This window comes from Brevibacterium senegalense, from assembly GCF_000285835.1.
GTDB lineage: Bacteria > Actinomycetota > Actinomycetes > Actinomycetales > Brevibacteriaceae > Brevibacterium > Brevibacterium senegalense.
In genome coordinates, this window is record NZ_HE978607.1 from 37351 (window position 1) to 58836 (window position 21486).

The window sequence follows — 21486 nt, forward strand, 5'->3', positions numbered from 1 at the left end:
TCCTCGACCAGGCCGGCGATCGCCGCGCGGTGCTCGCCCGCTTCCTGGGCACCGTCTCGCTGTCCGATACCGCGTTCCTGCGCGGCGTCCTGGATTCGCGCCTGCGCCGCACCGAAGTGGGCTGATCCGCGTGCGGACGGCCCCGCGGCTGCCCGGCCCCGCTCGCCCCCACCCGCATCGCGCTCACCCGGACTCGACCGGACTCGCTCTCCCGCTCCCATGACCGTCGTCGGACTGGCCCTCCTCGTCCTGGCCGCCGTGCTCGCCTGGCCCGTCCCGGTCGCCATCGCGGCCTCGCAGCAGCGCCACCGCCGTGCGGCGGACCCCGTCGCGTCGATCATCGTCTGGCAGGCGGTGGGACTGGCCGGCGGCTTCTCCCTCATCTCCGCCTGCATCGCCTTCGCCCTGGCCCCGCTGCTGTCCGCCACCTCCGGACCCGTGACCCAGGTAATGCGCTGGTGGCACTGGGTGCCGCTGGTGGCGGGCCTGGGGCTCCTGCTCCTGCTGCTGGCGTCCCTGGCCTGGGAAGCGCGGAAGGCTCAGATCCTGCGCAGCCGGCACCGCGAGGCCCTGGCCCTCGTCTCCAGCTCCCGCGGCGGCCAGCCGGAGACCCGGGTCATCGACACGGACCACGCGATCGCCTACTCCGTGGCCGGCGGCGCGGGAACGACCGTCATCTCCACCGGTCTGCTGCAGCTGCTCACCGACGATGAGCGCGAGGCGGTCCTGGCCCACGAGCGCCAGCATCTGCACCTGCGGCACAACCTCCTGACCCTGCCGTTCGCCTCGTGGCACCGGACCCTGCCGCTCCTCCCGGCCACGTCGACGGCGCTCGAGTCCGTGAGCGCGGCGATCGAGATCATGGCCGACGACGCCGCGCGCCGCACGGTCTCCGAGGATGCGTTCGTCCGGGCGCTCACGAAGGTCGCCGACGGACAGGACGGCTCGACCCGGCACCACGACGTGCAGCTGACGAACGTCCGGATCGAGCGCCTGTCGCAGCCGCTGGACCCGGACACGGCGCGCCCGCGGATCCGGGCCTCGATCTACGCCGTCTGCCTCGCCGCGGTCCCCCCGCTCATCCTCATCGGGACGATCGTCTACAGCTGAGACGGCTCACGCGTCGATGCGCTGGGCATCCAGCTCTGCGGCGCCGGCGACGATGAACTCCTTGCGCGGCGCGACCTCGGATCCCATGAGCAGGGCGAAGGTCCGCTCCGCGGCCTCCACGTCCGCCATCGTGACGCGGCGCAGGCTCCGCAGCGACGGGTCCATCGTGGTCTCCGCCAGCTGGTCCGCGTCCATCTCCCCCAGGCCCTTGTAGCGCTGGATGGGCTCCTTGTACGACTTCTTCTGCTTCTCCAGCCGTTTGAGGAGAGCCGTCAGCTCCGCCTCCGCGTACGTGTAGACGATCTCGTTGGGCTTCCCGCGCCCGGTCACCACCTCGATGCGGTGCAGCGGCGGGACGGCGGCGAAGACCCTGCCGGCCTCCACGAGCGGCCGCATGTAGCGGAAGAAGAGGGTGAGCAGCAGCGTGCGGATGTGCGCACCGTCCACGTCCGCGTCGGTCATGATGATGACCTTCCCGTACCGGGCGGCGTCCACGTCGAAGCTGCGGCCTGCGCCGGCGCCCACCACCTGGATGAGGGCCGCGCACTCCGTGTTCGCCAGCATGTCCGCCACCGATGCCTTCTGCACGTTGAGGATCTTGCCGCGGATGGGGAACAGCGCCTGGTTCTCCGAGTCGCGGGCGGCCTTCGCCGTGCCCATCGCGGAGTCGCCCTCGACGATGAACAGCTCCGTCGACTCCGGTTCGCTCACGCGGCAGTCGTAGAGCTTCGCCGGCAGCGACGAGGACTCCAGCGCGGTCTTGCGCCGCTGATTCTCCCGGTGTGTGCGCGCGGAGATGCGCGCCTTCATCTCCGAGACGACCTTCTCAAGCAGCTGTCCCGCCTGTGCCTTCGTCTGTCGGGCGGAGGATTCCAGCTGAGCGCCCAGCTCGCGCTCGATCGTCTGGGCGACGATGCGGCGCACCGCCGCGGTGCCCAGCACCTCCTTCGTCTGGCCCTCGAACTGGGGCTCGGCCAGGCGGACGGTCACGACCGCGGTGAGACCCGCCAGCACATCGTCCTTCTCGACCTTGTCCTTGCCCACCTTGAGCTTGCGCGCATTCGCGTCGACGGCCTTCCGGACGGTTTTGAGCAGCGCCTGCTCGAAGCCCGCGACGTGAGTGCCGCCCTTGGGCGTGGCGATGATGTTGACGAAGCTCTTGACCCGGGTCTCGAAGCCGGAGCCCCAGCGCACCGCGACATCGACCCCCACGTCCCGGGTCACGTCCGTCGACACCATGCGGCCGTCGTCGTCCAGCACCGGCACGGTCTCCGTGAAGGTGCCCTGCCCGCTGAAGCGCCACACGTCCGTGAGGCCGGGGTCGACGGCCAGGTGGTCGACGAACTCGGAGATGCCGCCCTCGTAGCGGAACTCCTCCGTCCGCGTCTCGATGACCTCGCCCGCCTCGTCGCGCACGATGCCGCGCTCGTCCGTGATGGTGATGCCCAGGCCGGGGATGAGGAACGCGGTCTGCCGGGCTCGGTCCGCCAGTTCCGTGTACTGGAACTGCGCGTCGGGCAGGAAGATCTGGGGGTCCGACCAGTAGCGGACGCGAGTCCCGGTGGCGCCGCGCTTCGCCTTCCCCACGATCTCGAGTCCCGTGGGTTCCGTGAAGGGGGTGAAGGGGTTGTCCGGGGAGGCGGTGCCGGACGAGTCGTCGAAGCGGCCGGGCTCGCCGCGGCGGAAGGACATGCGGTGCACCTTCGAGCCGCGCGTGACCTCGACGTCGAGGCGGGAGGAGAGTGCGTTCACGACGGAGGCGCCCACACCGTGCAGGCCGCCGGCCGCGGAGTACGATCCGCCGCCGAACTTGCCGCCCGCGTGCAGCTTCGTCATGACGACCTCGACGCCGGTGAGGCCGGTGCGGGGCTCGATGTCGACGGGGATGCCGCGACCGGAGTCGGCGACCGTGACGGAGCCGTCCTTCGACAGCGTGACCTCGATCGTCGTGCCGTAGCCGCCCAGCGCCTCGTCGACGGAGTTGTCGATGATCTCCCACAGGCAGTGCATGAGGCCGCGGGTGTCCGTCGTGCCGATGTACATGCCGGGGCGCTTGCGCACGGCCTCGAGGCCGGACAGGACGGACAGGTGCCTCGCGTCGTAGGCGTCCTCCGCGTCCTTCGTCGCCTTGCGTGCCATCGACACTCCTCTCCCCCGTGGAACCGACGCCTCATTCTAGTGGGGTGAGGGCGTGGGACCGCGGATCGGGTGGGCCGTGGCGCGCCGCCACCGGCAGTCATGCGGCATACTGCGAGGCGTGGACCCCACCGCTCCCGCCCGCACTCCGCACCGTCGCCGAGGCCGCCGTCGCCCGCCGCGGTCGCGTCGCGGCCCGCTGTCGTCGGCCCTCCCCGCGCTCGTCCTCGCACTGACCGTCACCGCGTGCGGATCCGGGCCGAGCGGCGACGAGGGCGACGGCCCCTCCTCGGAGGGGTCTGCGGAGACCGCCTCGTCGGAGTCCGCATCCGGACAGCCCACCGCGGACGAGCACGAGACCACGGCCTCGGCGCCGGCGTCCCCCAGCGCGGAGGCGGCTACCCTCGACGGACTCGTCATCGCCGTGGACCCCGGGCACAACGGGGGCAACAGCGGCGACCCCGCGGCGATCAACGCGCCCGTGCCGGATGGGCGCGGCGGCACGAAGGCGTGCAACACCGTGGGGACGCAGACTGACGACGGATACCCGGAGCACCGCTTCAACTGGGAGACCGCGCAGGTCCTCACCGACGCGCTCGAGGAGACGGGGGCGACGGTGGTGCTGAGTCGTGACTCCGACGACGGGGTGGGCCCGTGCGTCGACGAGCGCGGGACGTTCGCGGACGACGCGGACGCCCTCGTCAGCCTGCACGCGAACGGGACCGAGGACCGCTCGGCCCGCGGGTTCCACGTCATCGCGGCTCCGGCCGGCGACCGCGGCGACGAGGGCACGGCGGAGGTGTCGGAGGAGCTGGGCGGCGCACTCGTCGAGGAGCTCGAGGCGCAGGACTTCACGGGCAACCCGGCCTACGACAGCCCCGTCGTCCGCGACGATCTGGCGACGCTCAACCACGCATCGGTGCCCGCCGTCATGCTGGAGGCCGGCGAGATGCGCAGCGCGGAGGACGCCACGCTGCTGGCGTCCGAGGCCGGGCAGGAGCGGATCGCAGCGGCGATCGTCGCGGCGCTCACCGACACCCTCGTCACGCAGGAGCCCTAGACTGGCACACCGATCACCACCCCCGACCGCAGCAGGAGACAGAGTGACGCAGCCACCCCCCTTCGACCCGCCCGTGGGCACCACCTGCTGGTTCGAGCTCAGCTCGCCCGCTCCGGACGCGGCGCGGGAGTTCTACTCCGCGCTGCTGGGGTGGGAGTTCTCCGGCAGCGGGCCGCTGGGACTGGGGTCCGCGGCACACGCGGACGGCCACCGGGTCGCGGGCGTGAGTGAGCAGCCGCCCGGTCAGCAGGGACCCGCCTTCTGGTCCGTGTACTTCCGGGTCGAGGACCTGTCCGCGCACCTGGCGGCGGTCGACGATGCGGGCGGGCAGGCGCTCATGGCGATCCCCGAGTTCGACGGCACCGCGGGTGTCGCGCTCGTCGCGGACCCCGCCGGCACCGCCTTCGGCGTGCTCGAGTACGACGACGACCGGGCACTGCAGGCGCACGGGACGCCCGGGGCGGTCGCGTGGGCGGAGCTGTTCGCCGGCTCGCCGGACGTCCGCGACTTCTACACCGCGGTCTTCGACTGGGAGGTGCCGGCTCTGTCGACGCAGGCGGAGCAGGGCTACTGGGCGATCGACCGCGCGGGGAGGCGCGTGGGCGGGATCTTCGACGCGACGGGGGTGTCCGTCCCGCCGCACTGGGAGGCGCACATCCTGGTCGACGACGTCGATGCGCTCGTCGAGCGGGTGCAGGAGCTGGGCGGTGACGTCCTGGCCCCGCCCCACGATTCGCACCACGGCCGCGTGGGTCGCTTCATCGACGCGCAGAACGCCGCGTTCACGCTCGTGACCCCGGCGCGGGACTGACACCCCACCCCCACGCCGCGCCCGGATCCCCGACGCGACGAGCCCTGCACCCGGGCCGGGGTGCAGGGCTCGTCGCCTGCGGAGCGTTGCGCGGACGGGTCAGTCGAGGTAGTCGCGCAGGACCTGCGAGCGCGACGGGTGGCGCAACTTCGCCATCGTCTTCGACTCGATCTGGCGGATGCGCTCACGCGTCACGCCGTAGACCTTGCCGATCTCGTCGAGGGTCTTCGGCTGGCCGTCGTTGAGGCCGAACCGCATCGAGACGACACCGGCCTCGCGCTCGGAGAGCGTGTCGAGGACGGAGTGCAGCTGCTCCTGCAGGAGTGTGAAGCTCACGGAGTCCGCCGGCACGACCGCCTCGGAGTCCTCGATGAGATCGCCGAACTCGGAGTCGCCGTCCTCACCCAGGGGCGTGTGGAGCGAGATGGGCTCGCGACCGTACTTCTGGACCTCGATGACGCGCTCCGGCGTCATGTCGAGCTCCTTCGCCAGCTCCTCCGGCGTGGGCTCCCGACCCAGATCCTGCAGCATCTGGCGCTGGACGCGCGCCAGCTTGTTGATGACCTCGACCATGTGGACGGGGATGCGGATCGTCCGGGCCTGGTCCGCCATCGCGCGGGTGATCGCCTGACGGATCCACCACGTCGCGTACGTGGAGAACTTGAAGCCCTTCGTGTAGTCGAACTTCTCGACCGCACGGATGAGTCCCAGGTTGCCCTCCTGGATGAGATCCAGGAACAGCATGCCGCGGCCCGTGTAGCGCTTGGCCAGCGACACGACCAGACGGAGGTTGGCCTCGAGGAGGTGGTTCTTCGCGATGCGGCCGTCGTGGATGATCCACTGGTACTCGCGCACCAGCTTGGGCTCCGAGACCTCGCCCTGCTTGACGAGGTGGTCCGCGTACATGCCCGCCTCGATGCGCTTCGCAAGGTCGACCTCCTCCGCCGCATTCAGCAGCGCGACCTTGCCGATCTGCTTCAGGTAGTCCTTGACCGGGTCAGCGGTCGCCCCTGCGGAGACGACCTGCTGAGCGGGCTGGTCGTCGTCGTCTGCGTCCGAGACGATGAAGCCGCCAGCCTCCTTGACCTCCTCGTCCTTCTCCTCCTCGACCGCGTTCTTGGTCTCCGTCGCCTCGTCCGGGTGGACCTCGTCCGCCACGAGATCGACGGTCGCGGTCGTCGCGACCTCGTCACCGTCCTTCTCCGGGGCGGCCTTCGCATCCGTCGTCGTGGGCTTCTTCGCGGCGGTCGTCTTCTTCGCGGCGGTGGCCTTGGAAGCAGTCGTCTTCTTCGCGGCGGTGGCCTTGGAAGCAGTCGTCTTCTTCGCGGCCGTCGACTTCGCCGCGGTCGTCGTGGACTTCGCCGGCGACGACTTCACGGCAGTGGACTTCGCGGCCGTCGCGGTCGTCTTCGCGGTCGACGTCTTCTTCGCGGTTGACGTCTTCTTCGCCGCGGTCGTGGTGGTCTTCTTCGCGGTTGACGTCTTCTTCGCAGCGGTCGTGCGCGTCGTCGTACCAGCCCCGTCACTGCTGGTCTGAGCGCTCGAGCTTCCCGTATCCTTCGTGGGCACGTGCGAACCTTTCGGCAGAGAGCGGAGGGCCACCGGTCCCCTCACGGGCACCAGTAAGACCCAAGTCAAACTGCGCGGAGGAATGGACCTCCGGCAATCGTGTTCGACCGGGTCAACACTCCATCCTTGCACGGTATTCCCCCGCACCCAAATCGAAGGACCTTCACGGAGCACGGAACCGCTCCCACGGTACCGGTACCGCGGCACGTCCCGCCCGTCAGAGCTCCCGCAGCCACCGCGGCGGCATGCCGGTGCCGGCCGCGGTCCGCAGCATGCCCGCCAGCCGATGGTCCTCCTGCTCCTCACAGGCGCACTCCGCGTAGTGCTGCGCGAACGACATGCGTCCGCGTGCCCACTCGAACCAGGCGAGCAGCGCCAGCACGTCCGCGCGCGCTTCGGCTCCCACCAGCTCCGCGCATCGGCGCAGCCACTCGATCGACTCCGCCAACGACGCCTGACGCGGCGGGTGCGGGGACAGACCGGCCGCCTGCGCCGCAGCGGTCCCGTCCGCGAGGATCCCCCGTGCATACCCCAGGAACTCCCCCGGCGCCAGATCGCGCAGACTCCACGGATCGAAGTCCGGATGATCGCCGGACAGCAGCAGCTGGATGATGTCCCGGTCCCGGCCCCGGTCGCACAGCCGCTCCACCGCCAGCACGGCCAGCGGATCGGGCACCAGGACGTCCTCCGGGGGCAGGAACTCCTCGCGCATCAACGCGCGCGCCTCCAGCAGGAGCGCCTCCGCCAGCAGTCCGTCGGCGCATTCGCCGTCGGTGAAGGCCTCACGGCGCAGCGCCTCGACCGCCGCGCGCAGACCCGCATCCGGCTCCGGCAGCCGCACGCTGTCCTCGAAGCTCGCCGCCACTGCGACGCCCGGTCCGCCGCCGGATTGCGGCGGTCCCGCACTCGCCAGGTCCACGTTCCTCTCCGTCATCTCCGGCCTGCGGAGGCCGCCGGTCGCGGAGCACCCGGCCCACAGCGCGTCCTGCACGCGGTATCCGCTGTCCTCCAGGACGACCCGCAGTCGGCGGAGCGCATCACTGACGACGTCGATGAAGCCCAGCTCCTCGTCGTGGGCCGGATCCCGCTCGTCCCAGTCGAGGTGGAAGCGGGCCACTGGATCGCTGAAGACGACGGGGTGGATCATGTCCGCCCGGGTGAGGGTCCGCACCTGCTCGAGGCAGTTCCGGACCGCCGTCGCTGTGAAGTCGCGGACGTCGAGGGGTCCGAAGTCGAACCGCAGGCTGGGTCCCACGACTCCCTCCCTCCCGCCGGGAGCCACCTCCACGGTCACGAGGACCAGGGAGTCGCGGGGCACGTATCCCAGCGCGGGAGGGATCGTGCCGATGAGTTGGGTGCCGGGTGTGATTCTCTGTGCGTCCATGCCGCAAGTCCACGCCGTCCACCGGCGCCGGCGGAGGATCCGCCCCGGCTGTGGATCGGCCCCCGGTGCTCCCCCGCACCGTGTGCGCACCCCGGACCGCGGAAGGCCCGCGCCGTGACGCACGGCGGCGGGCTACCCTGGTCCGGTGTCCGCCCGTCGTCCCCGCACCCGCTCCCGGGACCGGCCCCCGCCGCCCACCGGCCCGATCCCGGTCGACACCGGGACCGCCTCGTTCGACGCGGTCCCGGGCACCGTCGACCAGTACGTCCTCACCGTCAACGGCGTCCCGTCCTCGCCGTACCGCGCGACCGACCCCCGCGCGCTGGACTTCGACTACCTGCGGTGGATCGCCGCGGCGCTCGACGCGACGCATCCCGGCGGGGCCTCCGTGCGCGCCGTCCACATCGGGGGCGCCGCGTGCGCGCTGGCGCGATATCTCGACCAGGCCCGTCCCGGCTCGCGGCAGACCGTCGTCGAGATCGACGCGGCGCTCGTGGAGTGGGTGCGCACCCACCTCGATCTGCCCCGCGCACCCGGGCTCGCCATCCGTGCGGCCGACGGCGCTGCGGAGATCGCCCGATTCCGTCCGCAGAGCCTCGACGTCGTCGTCCGCGACGCGTTCGCCGGCGACACCACGCCCGCGGCGCTCACGACCACGGAGTGGTTCGACAGCGCCCGTTCCGCGCTCAAGCCGACGGGCGCGTACGTCGCGAACGTGGCCGACGACCCGCGGCGCAGCGCCCTCCGCACGGAGGTGGACGGCCTGCGCACGCGGTTCTCCCGCGTCGCGGCGCTGGTCGACCCCACCCGCTTCCGCAGGCGTCGCCGCGGCAACGTCGTCGTGGTCGCCACGGACGCGGACATCGACCTCGACGCGCTGGGCCGCGCCGCGCGCAGAGCCGACTGCGAGGTCCGCACCGGGGCACGACTGCTGTCGCACCTGGGGCCGACTGAACCCGGCCGTTGAGGCGTGTCGACAGCCTCCCAGTGGACAACGGGTGAATTCCCGATCCCACTGCGCCGCCCGGGCACCGACCCACTGGACACGTGCGGGATAATGGACTGCCCGAATCGTCAGAAAGGCGCTATGACTGAGCGACGCGAGATCGCGCACGAGCAGGTGCGGATCGACACCCTGTACGGCAGGCTCGATGAGCTGCGCGCGGAGACGCGCGCGTCCCTGGACGCCGTCCGCCGTGCGAAGGTGGGCGGCCACCACCAGAACCGCTCCGAGCGGGACGCCTTCGCCACCATGTACGAGGACACGCTCATCCGCTACCAGTCCGCGGAGGAGGGGCTGTGCTTCGGACGCATCGACACGGCGTCCGGCGAGACGACGTACGTGGGGCGGATCGGCCTCTCCGATGCCCACCGGCAGCAGATGCTCATGGACTGGAGGGCACCGGCCTCGGAGCCGTTCTACCGGGCCACGCCCGCCCAGCCCGCCGGGCTGACCCGACGCCGCCACATCGCCACCCGCGGTCGCACGGTCACCGGAGTCGAGGACCAGGTCCTGGACGCAGCGGGTCTGACCGAGGACGAGCGCAGCGGCCTGCAGGGCGAGGGCGCGCTCATGGCCGCCCTGGGTGCGCGCCGCACGGGTCGCATGGGCGATATCGTCGCGACGATCCAGGGGGAGCAGGACGCGATCATCCGCCGGGACCTCGCGGGCACGCTCGTCGTGCAGGGCGGTCCGGGCACCGGCAAGACCGCCGTGGCGCTGCACCGCGCCGCCTACCTCCTCTACCGCCACCGCGAGCGGATCGCCAAGTCCGGTGTGCTCCTCGTGGGCCCCTCCCCGGTCTTCCTCCGCTACATCGAGCGCGTCCTCCCCTCGCTGGGCGAGACGGGTGCCGTGCTCCTGACCCCCGGACAGCTCACGCCCGGCGTCGACACGACGCTGCGGGACGCCCCCGCAGTCGCCGCCGTCAAGGGCGATCTGCGGATGGTCGACGTCATCCGGCGCATGGTGCGCTCGTACCAGCGGGTGCCCGGCGAGGATCAGCAGCTGAAGGTGGGACCGTACACGATCGTCCTCACACCCGCCGACGTGCGCTCTGCGCGCGAGCGCGCCCGCCGCACCGGCGACGTCCACAACGCCGCGCGCACGGCCTTCGTGCAGGCCCTGCTGCGGACGCTCGCGGACAGACTGGCGCACGCCCAGGGCATGGACTCCCCCGGAGAGCGCCTCCCGGAGCTGCTGGACGATCTGCGCGCCGCCCGCGACGTCCGCGTCGCCGTCAACCTGTGCTGGCTGCCGCTCACCCCGGCGGGCGTGCTGGACGCCCTCCTGTCGAAGCAGCACCGCCTGACGCATGCGACCTCCGGTGTGCTCCGCGCGGCGGAGACGCGTGCGCTGCTGCGGCCCAAGGGCGCGCCGATCACGGTCGAGGACGTTCCACTGCTGGACGAGATCGCGGAGCTCATCGGCACCGAGTCCGCGCCCACCGCCAATCGCGAGGACGCCGAGCGCGAGTACGCCGAGGCCGTCGTCGAGATGACGGGCACGGGTGCCATGGTGGGCGCCGAGCAGCTCGCACAGCGCTACGCGGGTGCGGATCCCGCGCAGGCGATCGCGGATCGTGCGGCGCACGACCGCGAATGGACGTTCGGCCACCTCGTGGCGGATGAGGCGCAGGAGCTCAGCCCCATGCAGCTGCGGCTCCTCTTCCGGCGCGTGCCCAGCAAGTCCGCCACGCTCGTGGGCGACCTGGCGCAGGCCACCGCCGCAGATCCGACGCGCACGTGGCACACGATCCTGGCCCCGCACGTGGGCGACCGGTTCGGCCTCGAGGAGCTCACCGTCTCGTACCGCACCCCGCGGTCCATCATGCGGCCGGCGAATGCGCTGCTGGCGGACCGGTTCCCGGACCTCGCCCTGCCCGCATCGGTCCGCGAGGGCGACAGCGAACCCCGGCTGCTGCGGTACGACTCCGTCTCCGGTCTGGCGGACACGCTGCCGCGGATCCTCGCGGAGGAGGCCCGCGCCGTCGCGGGCGGTCGAGTCGCCGTCATCGTCCCCGACGGGCTCCTGGAGCTCGTCGAGCACACGCTCGCGGCGTCGCTGCCCCCGGTCGCGGACGGCGCTGCGGAGGACGTCCTGCAGGCCGCGCATGTGGGTTACGGACCCACTGCGATCGATCGTCGGGTCGCAGTGCTGACCCCGCACGAGGTCAAGGGACTGGAGTTCGATGCGGTGCTGGTCGTCGAGCCCGCGCTCATCGCGCCGGGCTCCGAGGGCGGCGACACCCCGACGGACTCCGGCGTGGGCGCCCTCTACGTCGCGCTGACCCGCTCGATGTCGCGACTGGTCATCCTGGCTGCGAACCCGTCGCTGCTGGACTCCTACTTCGAGGACACTCCGGCTGAATGAGAACCGCCGGCGGCGTCGGCTTCCCCTCCGATGCCGCCGGCGGCGGGCGCACCGTCGGTGCGCGGTTTCATCTTACACACACCTGCGCCCGTTTTCGCACCTGCGGGCCCAGGTCATCCGTCGGACGTCGCCGCGGACTCCTCCGCACGCACCTGGAGGTCCCTGCGGAGCGACGCGATCGCGGCCTCGAAGTCCTCGAGGGAATCGAAGCCCTGGTACACGCTGGCGAAGCGCAGGTAGGCGATCTGATCGAGTTCGCGCAACGGCTCGAGGATCGCGAGCCCCACTTCATCGGCATCGATCTCCGCGACACCCAGCCCCCGGATCTTCTCCTCCACCCGCTGTGCGAGCTTCGCCAGATCGTCGTCACCCACCGGTCGACCCTGGCAGGCCTTGCGCACGCCGGTCACGATCTTCTGCCGGGAGAACTCCTCGGACACCCCGGACCGCTTGATGACGGACAGGCTCGTGGCCTCCATCGTCGTGAACCGCCTGCCGCACTGCGGGCACTGGCGACGGCGGCGGATGGACGAGCCGTCCTCCGCAGTGCGCGAGTCGACGACCCGGGAGTCGGGGTGGCGGCAGAACGGGCAGTGCATGTCTCAGCCCTCCGGGGTCGTGGCGGTGAACCGCGCGCGTACGGACGCGCCGTGCGCGGGCAGGTTCTCCGCCTCCGCGAGCGCGGTGATGTGGTCCGCGACCTGGGCCAGCGCATCGCGCGAGTACTCGATGACCTGGCTGACGCGCAGGAACGCGTGGACGGACAGGCAGTCGCCGAAGGCGGCGGTGCCCAACGTGGGCAGGACGTGGTTGGAGCCGGCGATGTAGTCGCCCAGCGCCACCGGGGAATGGGCGCCCACGAAGACCGCTCCCCCGTTCGTGATCCGGGCGGCGACCGCCGCCGGGTCCGCGACGTGCAGCTCGACGTGCTCACCGGCGTACGCGTTCACGACCGTCTCGCCGGCCTGGAGCGAGTCGACGAGGACGATGCCGGACTGGGCCCCGGAGAGACTCGTGCGGATCCTCTCCGCGTGGACGGCCCGGTCCATCGCCTCCCCCAGCGCCTCATCGACCGCGCGGGCCAGCTCCACGGACTCCGTCACGAGGACGGCGGCGGCCAGCGGGTCGTGCTCCGCCTGGCTGACGAGGTCCGCCGCGACGAGCAGCGGATCCGCCGCGGCATCCGCCAGCACGATGATCTCCGTGGGCCCCGCGACCGCGTCGATGCCCACCCGGTCGCGGACGAGCGACTTCGCCGTCGCGACGTAGGCGTTGCCCGGCCCGGTGATGATGTCGACGGGCTCCAGCGCCTCCGCACTGTCCTGCCGGCCGTCCGCATCCGCGAAGCCGTAGGCGAAGGCGCCGATCGCCTGCGCACCGCCGATCGCCCACACCTCGTCGAGTCCCAGCAGGTGCGCGGCGGCCAGAACCGTGGGGTGCGGCAGGCCCGTCTCCCGCTGCGGCGGGGACGCGAGCGCAATCGAGCCGACCCCAGCCTCCTGCGCGGGGACCGTGTTCATGACGACCGACGAGGGGTACACGGCCAGGCCGCCGGGGACGTAGAGCCCCACCCGGTCCGCGGGCAGGTGGCGCGTCGTGACGCGCGCGCCGGTGGCGACCTCCACCGTCCGCGGCGCGGGGACCTCGGCGGCGGACACCACGCGGACCCGCGCGATCGCCTCGTCCAGACCCGCTCGCACGGCCGGGTCCAACCGGCGGGCTGCCTCCCGCAGAGCATCCGCGGGGACGCGGAACGAGCCGGTCTCAACCCCGTCGAAACGGGCCGTCGCCTCCGCGACCGCGGGACGGCCTCGCTCGCGGATGTCGTCCAGCAGCGGACGCACGGTCTCGACGGGTGCGTTCTGCGACGCCTGGGCGCGCGGCAGGCGGGCGCGCAGCGCGCGGCGGTCCAGGGCGGAGCCGCGCAGGTCGATGAGCGGGGTGTGCACGAGTGGTTCCACCCGCACCATCCTAGTGCCCCGGTCCGCGCTCACTGCAGGCAGTTGGGTCCCAGGAGGGCCTTGAGGTCCCCGAACAGACTGGGCCCCAGGTCGACGCGGTAGCGACGGTCCAGGCGCATGACGCACCGGCGGCCCGGACGGGTGAGCGTGAGACGGACCTCCGTGGGCCCCCGGTGGGAGTCGAGGATCGCGCCCAGGCGCTCGATGACCGGCTCCGTGCACCTCTCCATGGGCATCGAGATCGACAGCGGCCGGTCCGCGGGATCGGTCACGTCCGGGATCGTCATCGACTGCGCCATGATGCTGAGCGGACGGTCGTCCGAGGTGCGGACCCGACCCGTCACGGCGATGACGAGGTCGGTCGCGAGGATGCCCGCGACCGGCTCGTAGGCGTCGCCGAAGAACATGATCTCCACGGACGCCTCGAGGTCCTCGACGGTCACGATCGCGTAGGGGCGACCGTTGTTCTTCGACACCTTCCGCTGGACGTCCGTGATCATCCCGCAGACCGTCACCTGCGACCGATCGGGGCGACCGCCGTCCGGGTCGATGAGCTCCGCGATCGACACGTCCGACTCCGACGCGAGGACGCCCGCCAGACCGTTGAGAGGGTGGTCGGACACGTAGAGCCCGATCATCTCCCGCTCGAACGCGAGCTTCTCCTTCTTCTCCCACTCCGGCCGCTGCGGCACCGGCACCGTGAAGTCGGAACCGGAGTCGTCATCACCGCCCAGACCCGCGAACAGGTCGAACTGCCCGTGCGCCTCCTGCCGCTTGACGCCGATGACCGCGTCGACCGCCTCCTCGTGCACCTCGACGAGGGCACGGCGGGAATCGCCCAGCGAGTCGAAGGCCCCCGACTTGATGAGCGACTCGATCGTGCGCTTGTTGCACACGTGCGCCGGCACCTTGTCCAGGAAGTCGCCGAAGGTCGTGAACGAGCCCTTGTCCCCGCGGGCCGTGACGATCCCCTCGACCACGTTCTGCCCCACATTGCGCACCGCGCCCATGCCGAAGCGGATGTCCGAGCCGACCGGGGTGAAGTTCGAGTGGGACTCGTTGACGTCCGGGGGCAGCACCGTGATGTGCAGGCGACGGCACTCGTTCAGGTAGAGCGCCAGCTTGTCCTTGTTGTCGCCCACGGACGTGAGCAGTGCGGCCATGTACTCAGCCGGGTAGTGCGCCTTGAGGTAGGCGGTCCAGTACGACACCACGCCGTACGCGGCGGAGTGGGCCTTGTTGAACGCGTAGTCGGAGAACGGGAGCAGGATGTCCCAGAGCGCCTGCGCGGCGGCTTCGGAGTATCCGTTGTCCTTCATACCGCCGAAGAAGCCGGCCTGCTGCTTGTCGAGCTCCGCCTTCTTCTTCTTGCCCATCGCGCGGCGGAGGATGTCCGCCTGGCCCAGGCTGTAGCCCGCGACCTTCTGCGCGATCGCCATCACCTGCTCCTGGTAGATGATGAGGCCGTAAGTGGTGTCGAGGATCTCCGCCAGGGGCTCTGCGAGCTCCGGGTGGATGGGCGTGATCTCCTGGCGCCCGTTCTTGCGCAGCGCGTAATTCGTGTGCGAGTCCGCGCCCATGGGGCCCGGGCGGTAGAGGGCCAGGGTCGCGGAGATGTCCTCGAAGTTGTCCGGCTGCATGAGCCGCAACAGGCCCTGCAGGCCACCGCCGTCCAGCTGGAAGACGCCCAGCGTGTCGCCGCGCGCCAGAAGCCGGTAGGCCTCCGGATCGTCCAGCTCCAGATTCTCCAGGTCGAGTTCGGTGTCCCGATTGTGCCGGATGTTCTCGATCGCGTCGGAGATGATCGTGAGATTGCGCAGCCCCAGGAAGTCCATCTTGATGAGGCCCAGGCCCTCGGACGTGGGGTAGTCGAACTGCGTGATGACCTGGCCGTCCTGGAAGCGGCGCATGATGGGGATGACGTCGATGATCGGTTCCGAGGACATGATGACGCCGGCGGCGTGGACGCCCCACTGGCGCTTCAGCCCCTCCAGTCCCTTCGCCGTCTCGTAGACCTCCCGGGCCTCCGCGTCCGTCTCCAGGAGGCCGCGGAATTCGCCGGCCTCGTTGTAGCGGGGCGCCTTCGTGTCCTCGATGTCCTTGAGAGGGATGTCCTTGGCCATGACGGCCGGTGGCAGCGCCTTCGTCAGCTGCTCGCCCATGCTGAAGGGCTTGCCCAGCACGCGCGCGGAGTCCTTGAGCGCCTGCTTCGTCTTGATCGTGCCGTACGTGACGATCATCGACACGTACTCCGAGCCGTACTTGCGCGTCACGTACTCGATGACCTCGCCGCGGCGGCGATCATCGAAATCCACGTCGAAGTCGGGCATCGAGACGCGCTCCGGGTTGAGGAAGCGCTCGAAGATGAGGCCGTGCTGCAGCGGGTCCAGGTCCGTGATGCGCATCGCGTAGGCGACCATCGAGCCGGCGCCGGAGCCGCGGCCCGGCCCCACGCGGATCCCGTTGTCCTTCGACCAGTTGATGAAGTCCGCGACGACCAGGAAGTAGCCGGGGAAGCCCATCCCGATGATGACGTCCAGCTCGTAGTCCGCCTGCTTGCGGACCTCGTCCGGGATCCCGCCGGGGTACCGGTAGTGGAGTCCGCGGTCGACCTCCTTGATGAGCCACGACGTCTCGTCCTCGCCCTCGGGCGTGGGGAACTTGGGCATGTAGTTGGCGCTCGTGTCGAAGGAGACCTCGCACATGTCCGCGACGAGGAGCGTGTTGTCGCACGCCTGCGGCAGCTCGCGGAAGAGGCTGCGCATCTCGGCCGCGGATTTGAGGTAGTACCCGGTCCCGGAGAAGGCGAAGCGCGACCCGCCCTGGTCGTACGTGGGCTCGATGAGCTTCGAGCCGGACTGGATCGCCAGCAGCGCCTCGTGCGCCTTCGCATCCGACTCGTTCGTGTAGTGGAGGTCGTTCGTCGCCAGCAGGGGCAGATCAAGCTCGTCCGCAAGGCGCAGCAGGTCCTTCGTCACGCGCTTCTCGATGCTGAGACCGTGGTCCATGAGCTCGAGGAAGTAGTTCTCCGCGCCGAACAGGTCGCGGTACTCCCCCGCCGCCCGCTTCGCCTCGTCGTACTGACCCAGCCGCAGGCGGGTCTGGATCTCGCCGGATGGGCAGCCCGTCGTCGCGATGAGGCCCTCCGAGTACGTGCTCAGCAGCTCCCGGTCCAGGCGGGGCCACTTGCCGAACGCGGAGTCGAGCGAGGCCAGCGATGAGGCGCGGAACAGATTCTGCATGCCCGTGTTGTTCTTCGACAGCAGCGTCATGTGCGTGTAGGCACCGCCACCGGAGACGTCGTCGCCCTTCTGCGACTCGTCCGTGCGCCACTTGACGCGCGTCTTGTCTGTCCGCGCGGTGCCGGGCGTCACGTACGCCTCGACGCCGATGATCGGCTTGATCCCCGCGTTCGTCGCCTGCTGCCAGAAGTCGAAGGCGCCGAACAGGTAGCCGTGGTCCGTCGTGGCCAGTGCCGACTGGCCCTGCGCCTTGACGGCGGCCATGAGGTCGCCCAACCGGGCGGCCCCGTCCAGCATCGAATACTCCGTGTGGACGTGGAGGTGGACGAAATCCGAGCTCATCGCGTCGAACCCTTCACTCGATCGTGTCTGCTGCCGTGTGCGCCCGCGTCACGAGCGGCTCATCCCTGGTCCGCCTCCAGCACATCGAGGGCGTGCTGGAGGTCGTCCGGATATGGACTCTCGAACTCGACGTACTCGCCGGACTCCGGATGTTCGAACCCCAGGCGCACCGCGTGCAGCCACTGCCTTTCGAGACCCAGCCGCGCCGCCAGCACGGGGTCCGCGTGGTACGGCAGGTCGCCGCAGCACGGATGCTTGGTCGCCGACATGTGGACGCGGATCTGGTGGGTGCGGCCTGTTTCCAGATCGACCTCGAGCAGACTCGCGGACCGGAACGCCTCGAGCACCTGGTAGTGCGTGACCGCCTCCTTGCCGTCGCTGCGCACCGCATACAGGCCGTCGCGGCGGGGGTTGCGCCCGATCGGCGCGTCGATCGTCCCCACGACCGGATCCGGCAGCCCCTGCACCAGCGCGTGGTACGTCTTCGACACGGTGCGCTCCTTGAAGGCCCGCTTGAGCACGGAGTACGCGTGCTCGCCCTTCGCCACGACCATGACGCCCGAGGTCCCCACATCCAGCCGGGACACGATCCCCTGCCGCTCCGCCGCCCCGGACGTCGCGATCGTGTGGCCGGCCGCGGCGAGTCCGCCGATGACGGTGGGGCCGCTCCAGCCGGCGGCCGCGTGGGCGGCGACGCCCACCGGCTTGTCGACGACGATGATCGCCTCGTCCTCGTGGATGATCGACATGCCGGCGACGGGCTCCGGCACGATCTCCAGCGGACGGGCGGGCTCCGGCAGCACGACGTCCAGACGCGATCCGGCCAACACTCGGTCGGATTTGCCCAACGGCGCACCGTCCTGCTCGACGCCCCCGTCCTCTGCGATCTGGGCGGCTGCGGTCCGTGAGAGTCCCAGCGCCCGGGAGAGCGCGACGTCGACCCGTTCACCGTCGAGCCCCTCCGGCACCAGCAGGGAACGTGTGGTCATGAGCGGTCCTCCAATTCCGCGCCCCGCGCGGCGGGCGCCTGCCCGGCGGAGCCGTCGCGGTCGGCCTCCAGCCGTCCGTCCAGTCCGATCCCACGGAACGACACGACGATGAGGACGCAGGCCGCGCCCGTGATCGCGATGTCCGCGATGTTGCACACGAAGAAGTAGAGGTCGATAAAATCGACCACTGCGCCGTGGAAGAACTCCGGCGGGCGCACGAGGCGGTCGATGAGGTTCCCCGTCAGACCGCCCAGCAGAAGTCCCAGCGCCCAGGCCCACGCGGTCGAACCAAGACGCCGTCCCGCCCACAGGATCACGACGAACACCACAAGGGCAATGACGGTGAACACCCACGTGGCGTTCGACCCCATCCCGAAGGCCGCGCCGTCGTTGCGCAGGAATTGGAAACCCACCAGGTCGCCCACGATGGGGATCCGCGGCCGTCCCTCCAGTGCGGCGACCGCGATCTGCTTCGTGATCTGGTCGAGCACGACGACCAGCACCGCCGCGCAGTACAGCAGTGCGCGCAGGCGCCCACCGGACCGGGGGGCCGCGGCGCGCTGGGGGGCGGGTGTCATCGGGGTCCTCTCGTGGGGTGCCGGCACGACCGGGGACGGACGCGCGGGAACAGTCTAGGCGGGATGCACGACGGAGTGCCGCATGGTGCGGCGTCCGGGCATGAATGGGCGAAGGCCCCGGCCGACTGGGGCCGGGACCTCCGTCCGGTGGGGAGTGGGCTCCCCGGAGCTGCGATCAGATCGAGCGGCGTGCGCTGTCTCCGCTGAGCGTCTCCGGTGCGAGCGATCCGGAGTTCTCCAGGTCGCGCAGCTGATCCGTGAGGTAGCTCTTGAGGCGCGTGCGGTACTGGCGCTCGAAGTTCTGCAGGGTGTCGATCTCGCGCTGGAGGTCCGACTTCTGCGTCTCCAGCGCGGTGAGCGTCGCGTCGCGCTTCTTCTCCGCCTCGCCCACGATGGACGACGCGCGGGCCTCCGCCTCTGCGATGAGCTCGTCGCGACGACGCTCGCCCTCAGCCACGTGCTCATCGTGCACGCGCTGCGCGAGTGCGATGAGACCGTGCGAGGAGTCGCCGTGACCGGCGAGCGGCGCGGCGGACTCGGTGTCGACCGGCTGCTCCTCCGCGGCTGCGGCGGGCGTTGCGGCCGGCGCGGCCGGGATCTCCTGCGACTGTGCGGGCTCCTGCGGAGCGACGAGCGGCGTGGCCGGGGCCTCCGGCTGCGCGGCGGGAGCCTCACCCCAGGCCGGGGCTGCGTTCTCCTCAGCCGGCACCGCGGCCGGCATCGCCTGCGTGGCGGCCGGATCCTGCGCGGGCGCGTCCGTCGTCGCGGTCTCCGTGCCCTCCAGGCGCGCCTCCGCAGCGGACAGCTTCTGCTTCAGCTCGTCGTTCTCCTGGTAGAGACGACGCAGTTCGACGACGACCTCGTCGAGGAAGTCATCGACTTCGTCCTGGTCGTATCCGTCGCGGAACTTGACGTGCTGGAACCGCTTATTCACTACGTCTTCAGGCGTGAGCGCCATGAGGCCAACCTCTTCTCGACAACAATGTGGCACTTCGACTGCGGACAGCCGAGCTGATGGTCACGATACCGCATCGATGCGCGTGTGTCGCGCGCCGCGCAGTGGGTTTCCGCGCGCCTCGTCCCCGGTCAGAGCACCGCGGCCAGGTAGAACAGCCAGCTGGCGAGGAACTGGACGCCGATGAACACGATGATGAAGCCCAGGTCCAGTGCGACGCCGCCCAGCCGCAGAGGCGGGATGAACCGGCGGACGAACTTGACCGGCGGGTCCGTCAGGGTGAACACGAGCTCGCACAGGACCAGCACGAAGCCGGTGGGTCGCCAATCGCGCGCGAACACCTGGATGAGGTCGATGACGACCCGGGCCAGCAGCACGAAGACGTAGAGGTTCAGCAGGGTCCCGGCGAGGTTGAGGAGGGTGCTGAGCACGGTGTCACTTTCAATCGGAGTGCGGACGAGCAACGCCGGCGCCCGCGCACGGCGGTCCGGCGACGCTGCTGGTGCCCCACTCTACGGGGGCAACCTGGGAGGCGGCGAAGGTGGGCGGCCGCTCCCGGAGTCAGCTCTGGTTGAAGAAGCTGGCCTGCTCGTCCTCGCGCTCCTGGGTCTCCGTCGAGACGGAGATCTGCTCCGGGGTGAGCAGGAAGACGCTGCCGGTCACCTTCTCGATCGAGCCGTGGAGGCCGAAGATGAGACCGGCGGAGAAGTCGACGAGTCGCTTCGAGTTCGCCTCGTCCATCGCGGAGAGGTCCATGATGACCGGCACACCGTCGCGGAACGCCTGGCCGATCGCCTTCGCGTCGTTGTAGCTGCGCGGGTGGATCGTGCGGATTGTGCGCAACGAGCCAGCGGGGGCCGTCTCGACGGGACGCACCGACGTCCGGATGGGTGAGACGGTTGCGGGTGCGGACTGGACCACCGGACGGTTCTCCTCCTCGAAGCCGTCGTAGTCGTCCGCACCGAACTCGTCGTCGTGGACATCGTAGCCGTCGCGGGCCTCACGTCCGCGGACGTGCTGCTCCTCTTCCTCCTCGACGAAGCCGAGGTAACTGGCGACCTTGCGCATTGCGGACATATCGTCTCCTTCGGCTGTGCTCGTGCCGAGCCCTGTGCTCACTCTCTGACGAAACTACCGGAGGGGCGGCCCGTCGGAGCTGAGGCGCGCGGGTGTGTCGCGGTTTCCGCGGGCGTGAACCACACGACACCCGCGAACCGTCCGGTCGTGCCGTCGCGGCGATAGGAGAACAGGTCGGAGGACTCCGCCGTGCACGCCCCGGACCAGTGCGCGATCCCCACGCCGGCGCTGCGCAGCTGTTCCGCCACTCCCCCCGCCACGTCCAGTGCGGGCGTGCCCCACCGGGTCACCGAGGCCGTCACCGGGTGCGCGGCCGCGACCTCGTCCCGCAGATCCAGGGGCACCTCGTAGCTGCGGGGCCCGATCGACGGACCGATCGCCGCCTCGATCCGCGTGGCTCCGCGCTCGCGCATCGCGCGTACGGTCGCGCCGACGACGCCGCCGGCCATGCCCTGCCGCCCCGCGTGGACGGCGGCGACGACGCCCTCGTCAGGTGCCGCCAGCAGGACCGGCGTGCAGTCCGCCACGAGGATCGCGAGGCCGACCCCCGGCAGCGTCGTCACCTGCGCGTCCGCCTGCGGGGGTGGGGCGTCGCCGGATCCGGCCGAGTCTCCGGTGTCCGTGTCCGCGGTGACCGGGTGCACGGTCGTGCCGTGGACCTGGTCGACGTAGCTGATGCGGTCGAGGCCCAGCGCCTGACCGAGCAGTGCACGGTTGGCGGCAACCGTCGACGGTTCGTCGCCCACGTGCAGCGCCAGGTTGAAGCTGCCGTAGGGGCCCGCACCGTATCCGCCGTGGCGATCGGTGAAGGCAAGATGGGCGCGACCGGCCGCGCCCACCAGATCCAGGCGGTGTCCCAGCACTGCGCCTCCCTCTGCGACGCGAGCGCCCTCCGTGCG

17 protein-coding genes are annotated in these 21486 nt (G+C 70.8%); 5 read left to right on the forward strand and 12 right to left on the reverse strand.

Annotated features, from left to right (window positions below; translation table 11 throughout):
- The first annotated feature begins 219 nt into the window (after positions 1-219).
- Positions 220-1110 carry a M56 family metallopeptidase gene (locus tag HGBR_RS20255; protein WP_019159756.1) on the forward strand — a complete coding sequence of 297 codons (891 nt, stop codon included), beginning with the start codon at positions 220-222 and terminating at the stop codon, positions 1108-1110.
- 6 nt (positions 1111-1116) lie between these two features.
- Here HGBR_RS20255 and HGBR_RS12880 read toward each other — a convergent pair whose 3' ends face one another.
- Positions 1117-3249: a DNA gyrase/topoisomerase IV subunit B gene (locus tag HGBR_RS12880; protein ID WP_019159757.1), complete on the reverse strand. Its 2133-nt coding sequence runs from the start codon at positions 3247-3249 to the stop codon at positions 1117-1119.
- 118 nt (positions 3250-3367) lie between these two features.
- Between HGBR_RS12880 and HGBR_RS12885 the strand changes: the two genes are divergently transcribed.
- Positions 3368-4306 carry an N-acetylmuramoyl-L-alanine amidase gene (locus tag HGBR_RS12885; RefSeq protein WP_019159758.1) on the forward strand — a complete coding sequence of 313 codons (939 nt, stop codon included), beginning with the start codon at positions 3368-3370 and terminating at the stop codon, positions 4304-4306.
- A 43-nt stretch (positions 4307-4349) separates the two neighbouring features.
- Positions 4350-5117 carry a VOC family protein gene (locus HGBR_RS12890; RefSeq protein WP_019159759.1) on the forward strand — a complete coding sequence of 256 codons (768 nt, stop codon included), beginning with the start codon at positions 4350-4352 and terminating at the stop codon, positions 5115-5117.
- A gap of 99 nt (positions 5118-5216) precedes the next feature.
- On the opposite strand, the gene HGBR_RS12895 is transcribed toward HGBR_RS12890, so the two are convergent.
- Entirely contained in the window at positions 5217-6686 is a 1470-nt protein-coding gene (locus tag HGBR_RS12895; RefSeq protein ID WP_026077587.1) for an RNA polymerase sigma factor, read from the reverse strand.
- Between the two features lie 217 nt (positions 6687-6903).
- Complete coding sequence (locus HGBR_RS12900; RefSeq protein WP_019159762.1) at positions 6904-8070, reverse strand: DUF4192 family protein; 1167 nt, start codon at positions 8068-8070, stop codon at positions 6904-6906.
- 145 nt (positions 8071-8215) lie between these two features.
- On the opposite strand from HGBR_RS12900, the gene HGBR_RS17955 reads away from it, so the two are divergent.
- Together HGBR_RS17955 and HGBR_RS12910 are read left to right on the forward strand one after the other, a co-directional pair.
- On the forward strand, positions 8216-9037 hold the full coding sequence (locus HGBR_RS17955) for a spermidine synthase (protein WP_019159763.1): 822 nt from the start codon (positions 8216-8218) through the stop codon (positions 9035-9037).
- Positions 9038-9157: 120 nt separating this feature from the next.
- Positions 9158-11443, forward strand: a complete 2286-nt coding sequence (locus HGBR_RS12910; RefSeq protein ID WP_019159764.1) for a HelD family protein — start codon at positions 9158-9160, stop codon at positions 11441-11443.
- 113 nt (positions 11444-11556) lie between these two features.
- Here the strand turns inward: HGBR_RS12910 and nrdR are convergent, their stop codons facing one another.
- From nrdR to pgeF, 9 genes are all read right to left on the reverse strand, one after another.
- Positions 11557-12042, reverse strand: coding sequence for a transcriptional regulator NrdR (gene nrdR, locus HGBR_RS12915; protein WP_019159765.1), 486 nt, complete (start codon positions 12040-12042; stop codon positions 11557-11559).
- 3 nt (positions 12043-12045) lie between these two features.
- Complete coding sequence (gene hisD / locus HGBR_RS12920; protein WP_051013438.1) at positions 12046-13413, reverse strand: histidinol dehydrogenase; 1368 nt, start codon at positions 13411-13413, stop codon at positions 12046-12048.
- Between the two features lie 20 nt (positions 13414-13433).
- Positions 13434-16988, reverse strand: a complete 3555-nt coding sequence (gene dnaE / locus HGBR_RS12925; RefSeq protein WP_019159767.1) for a DNA polymerase III subunit alpha — start codon at positions 16986-16988, stop codon at positions 13434-13436.
- A 59-nt stretch (positions 16989-17047) separates the two neighbouring features.
- Positions 17048-17977 (reverse strand): RluA family pseudouridine synthase, encoded by a 930-nt coding sequence (locus HGBR_RS12930; protein ID WP_019159768.1) that lies wholly within the window; start codon positions 17975-17977, stop codon positions 17048-17050.
- Positions 17974-18555 (reverse strand): signal peptidase II, encoded by a 582-nt coding sequence (locus HGBR_RS12935; protein WP_019159769.1) that lies wholly within the window; start codon positions 18553-18555, stop codon positions 17974-17976. The genes HGBR_RS12930 and HGBR_RS12935 overlap by 4 nt, the downstream gene beginning before the upstream one ends.
- A 175-nt stretch (positions 18556-18730) precedes the next feature.
- Positions 18731-19513 (reverse strand): DivIVA domain-containing protein, encoded by a 783-nt coding sequence (locus tag HGBR_RS12940; protein ID WP_026077588.1) that lies wholly within the window; start codon positions 19511-19513, stop codon positions 18731-18733.
- Positions 19514-19641: 128 nt separating this feature from the next.
- On the reverse strand, positions 19642-19941 hold the full coding sequence (locus tag HGBR_RS12945) for a YggT family protein (protein WP_019159771.1): 300 nt from the start codon (positions 19939-19941) through the stop codon (positions 19642-19644).
- A 130-nt stretch (positions 19942-20071) separates the two neighbouring features.
- Positions 20072-20587 (reverse strand): cell division protein SepF, encoded by a 516-nt coding sequence (locus HGBR_RS12950; RefSeq protein ID WP_019159772.1) that lies wholly within the window; start codon positions 20585-20587, stop codon positions 20072-20074.
- A gap of 38 nt (positions 20588-20625) precedes the next feature.
- Positions 20626-21450, reverse strand: coding sequence for a peptidoglycan editing factor PgeF (gene pgeF, locus HGBR_RS12955; protein ID WP_019159773.1), 825 nt, complete (start codon positions 21448-21450; stop codon positions 20626-20628).
- Positions 21451-21486: the final 36 nt, after the last annotated feature.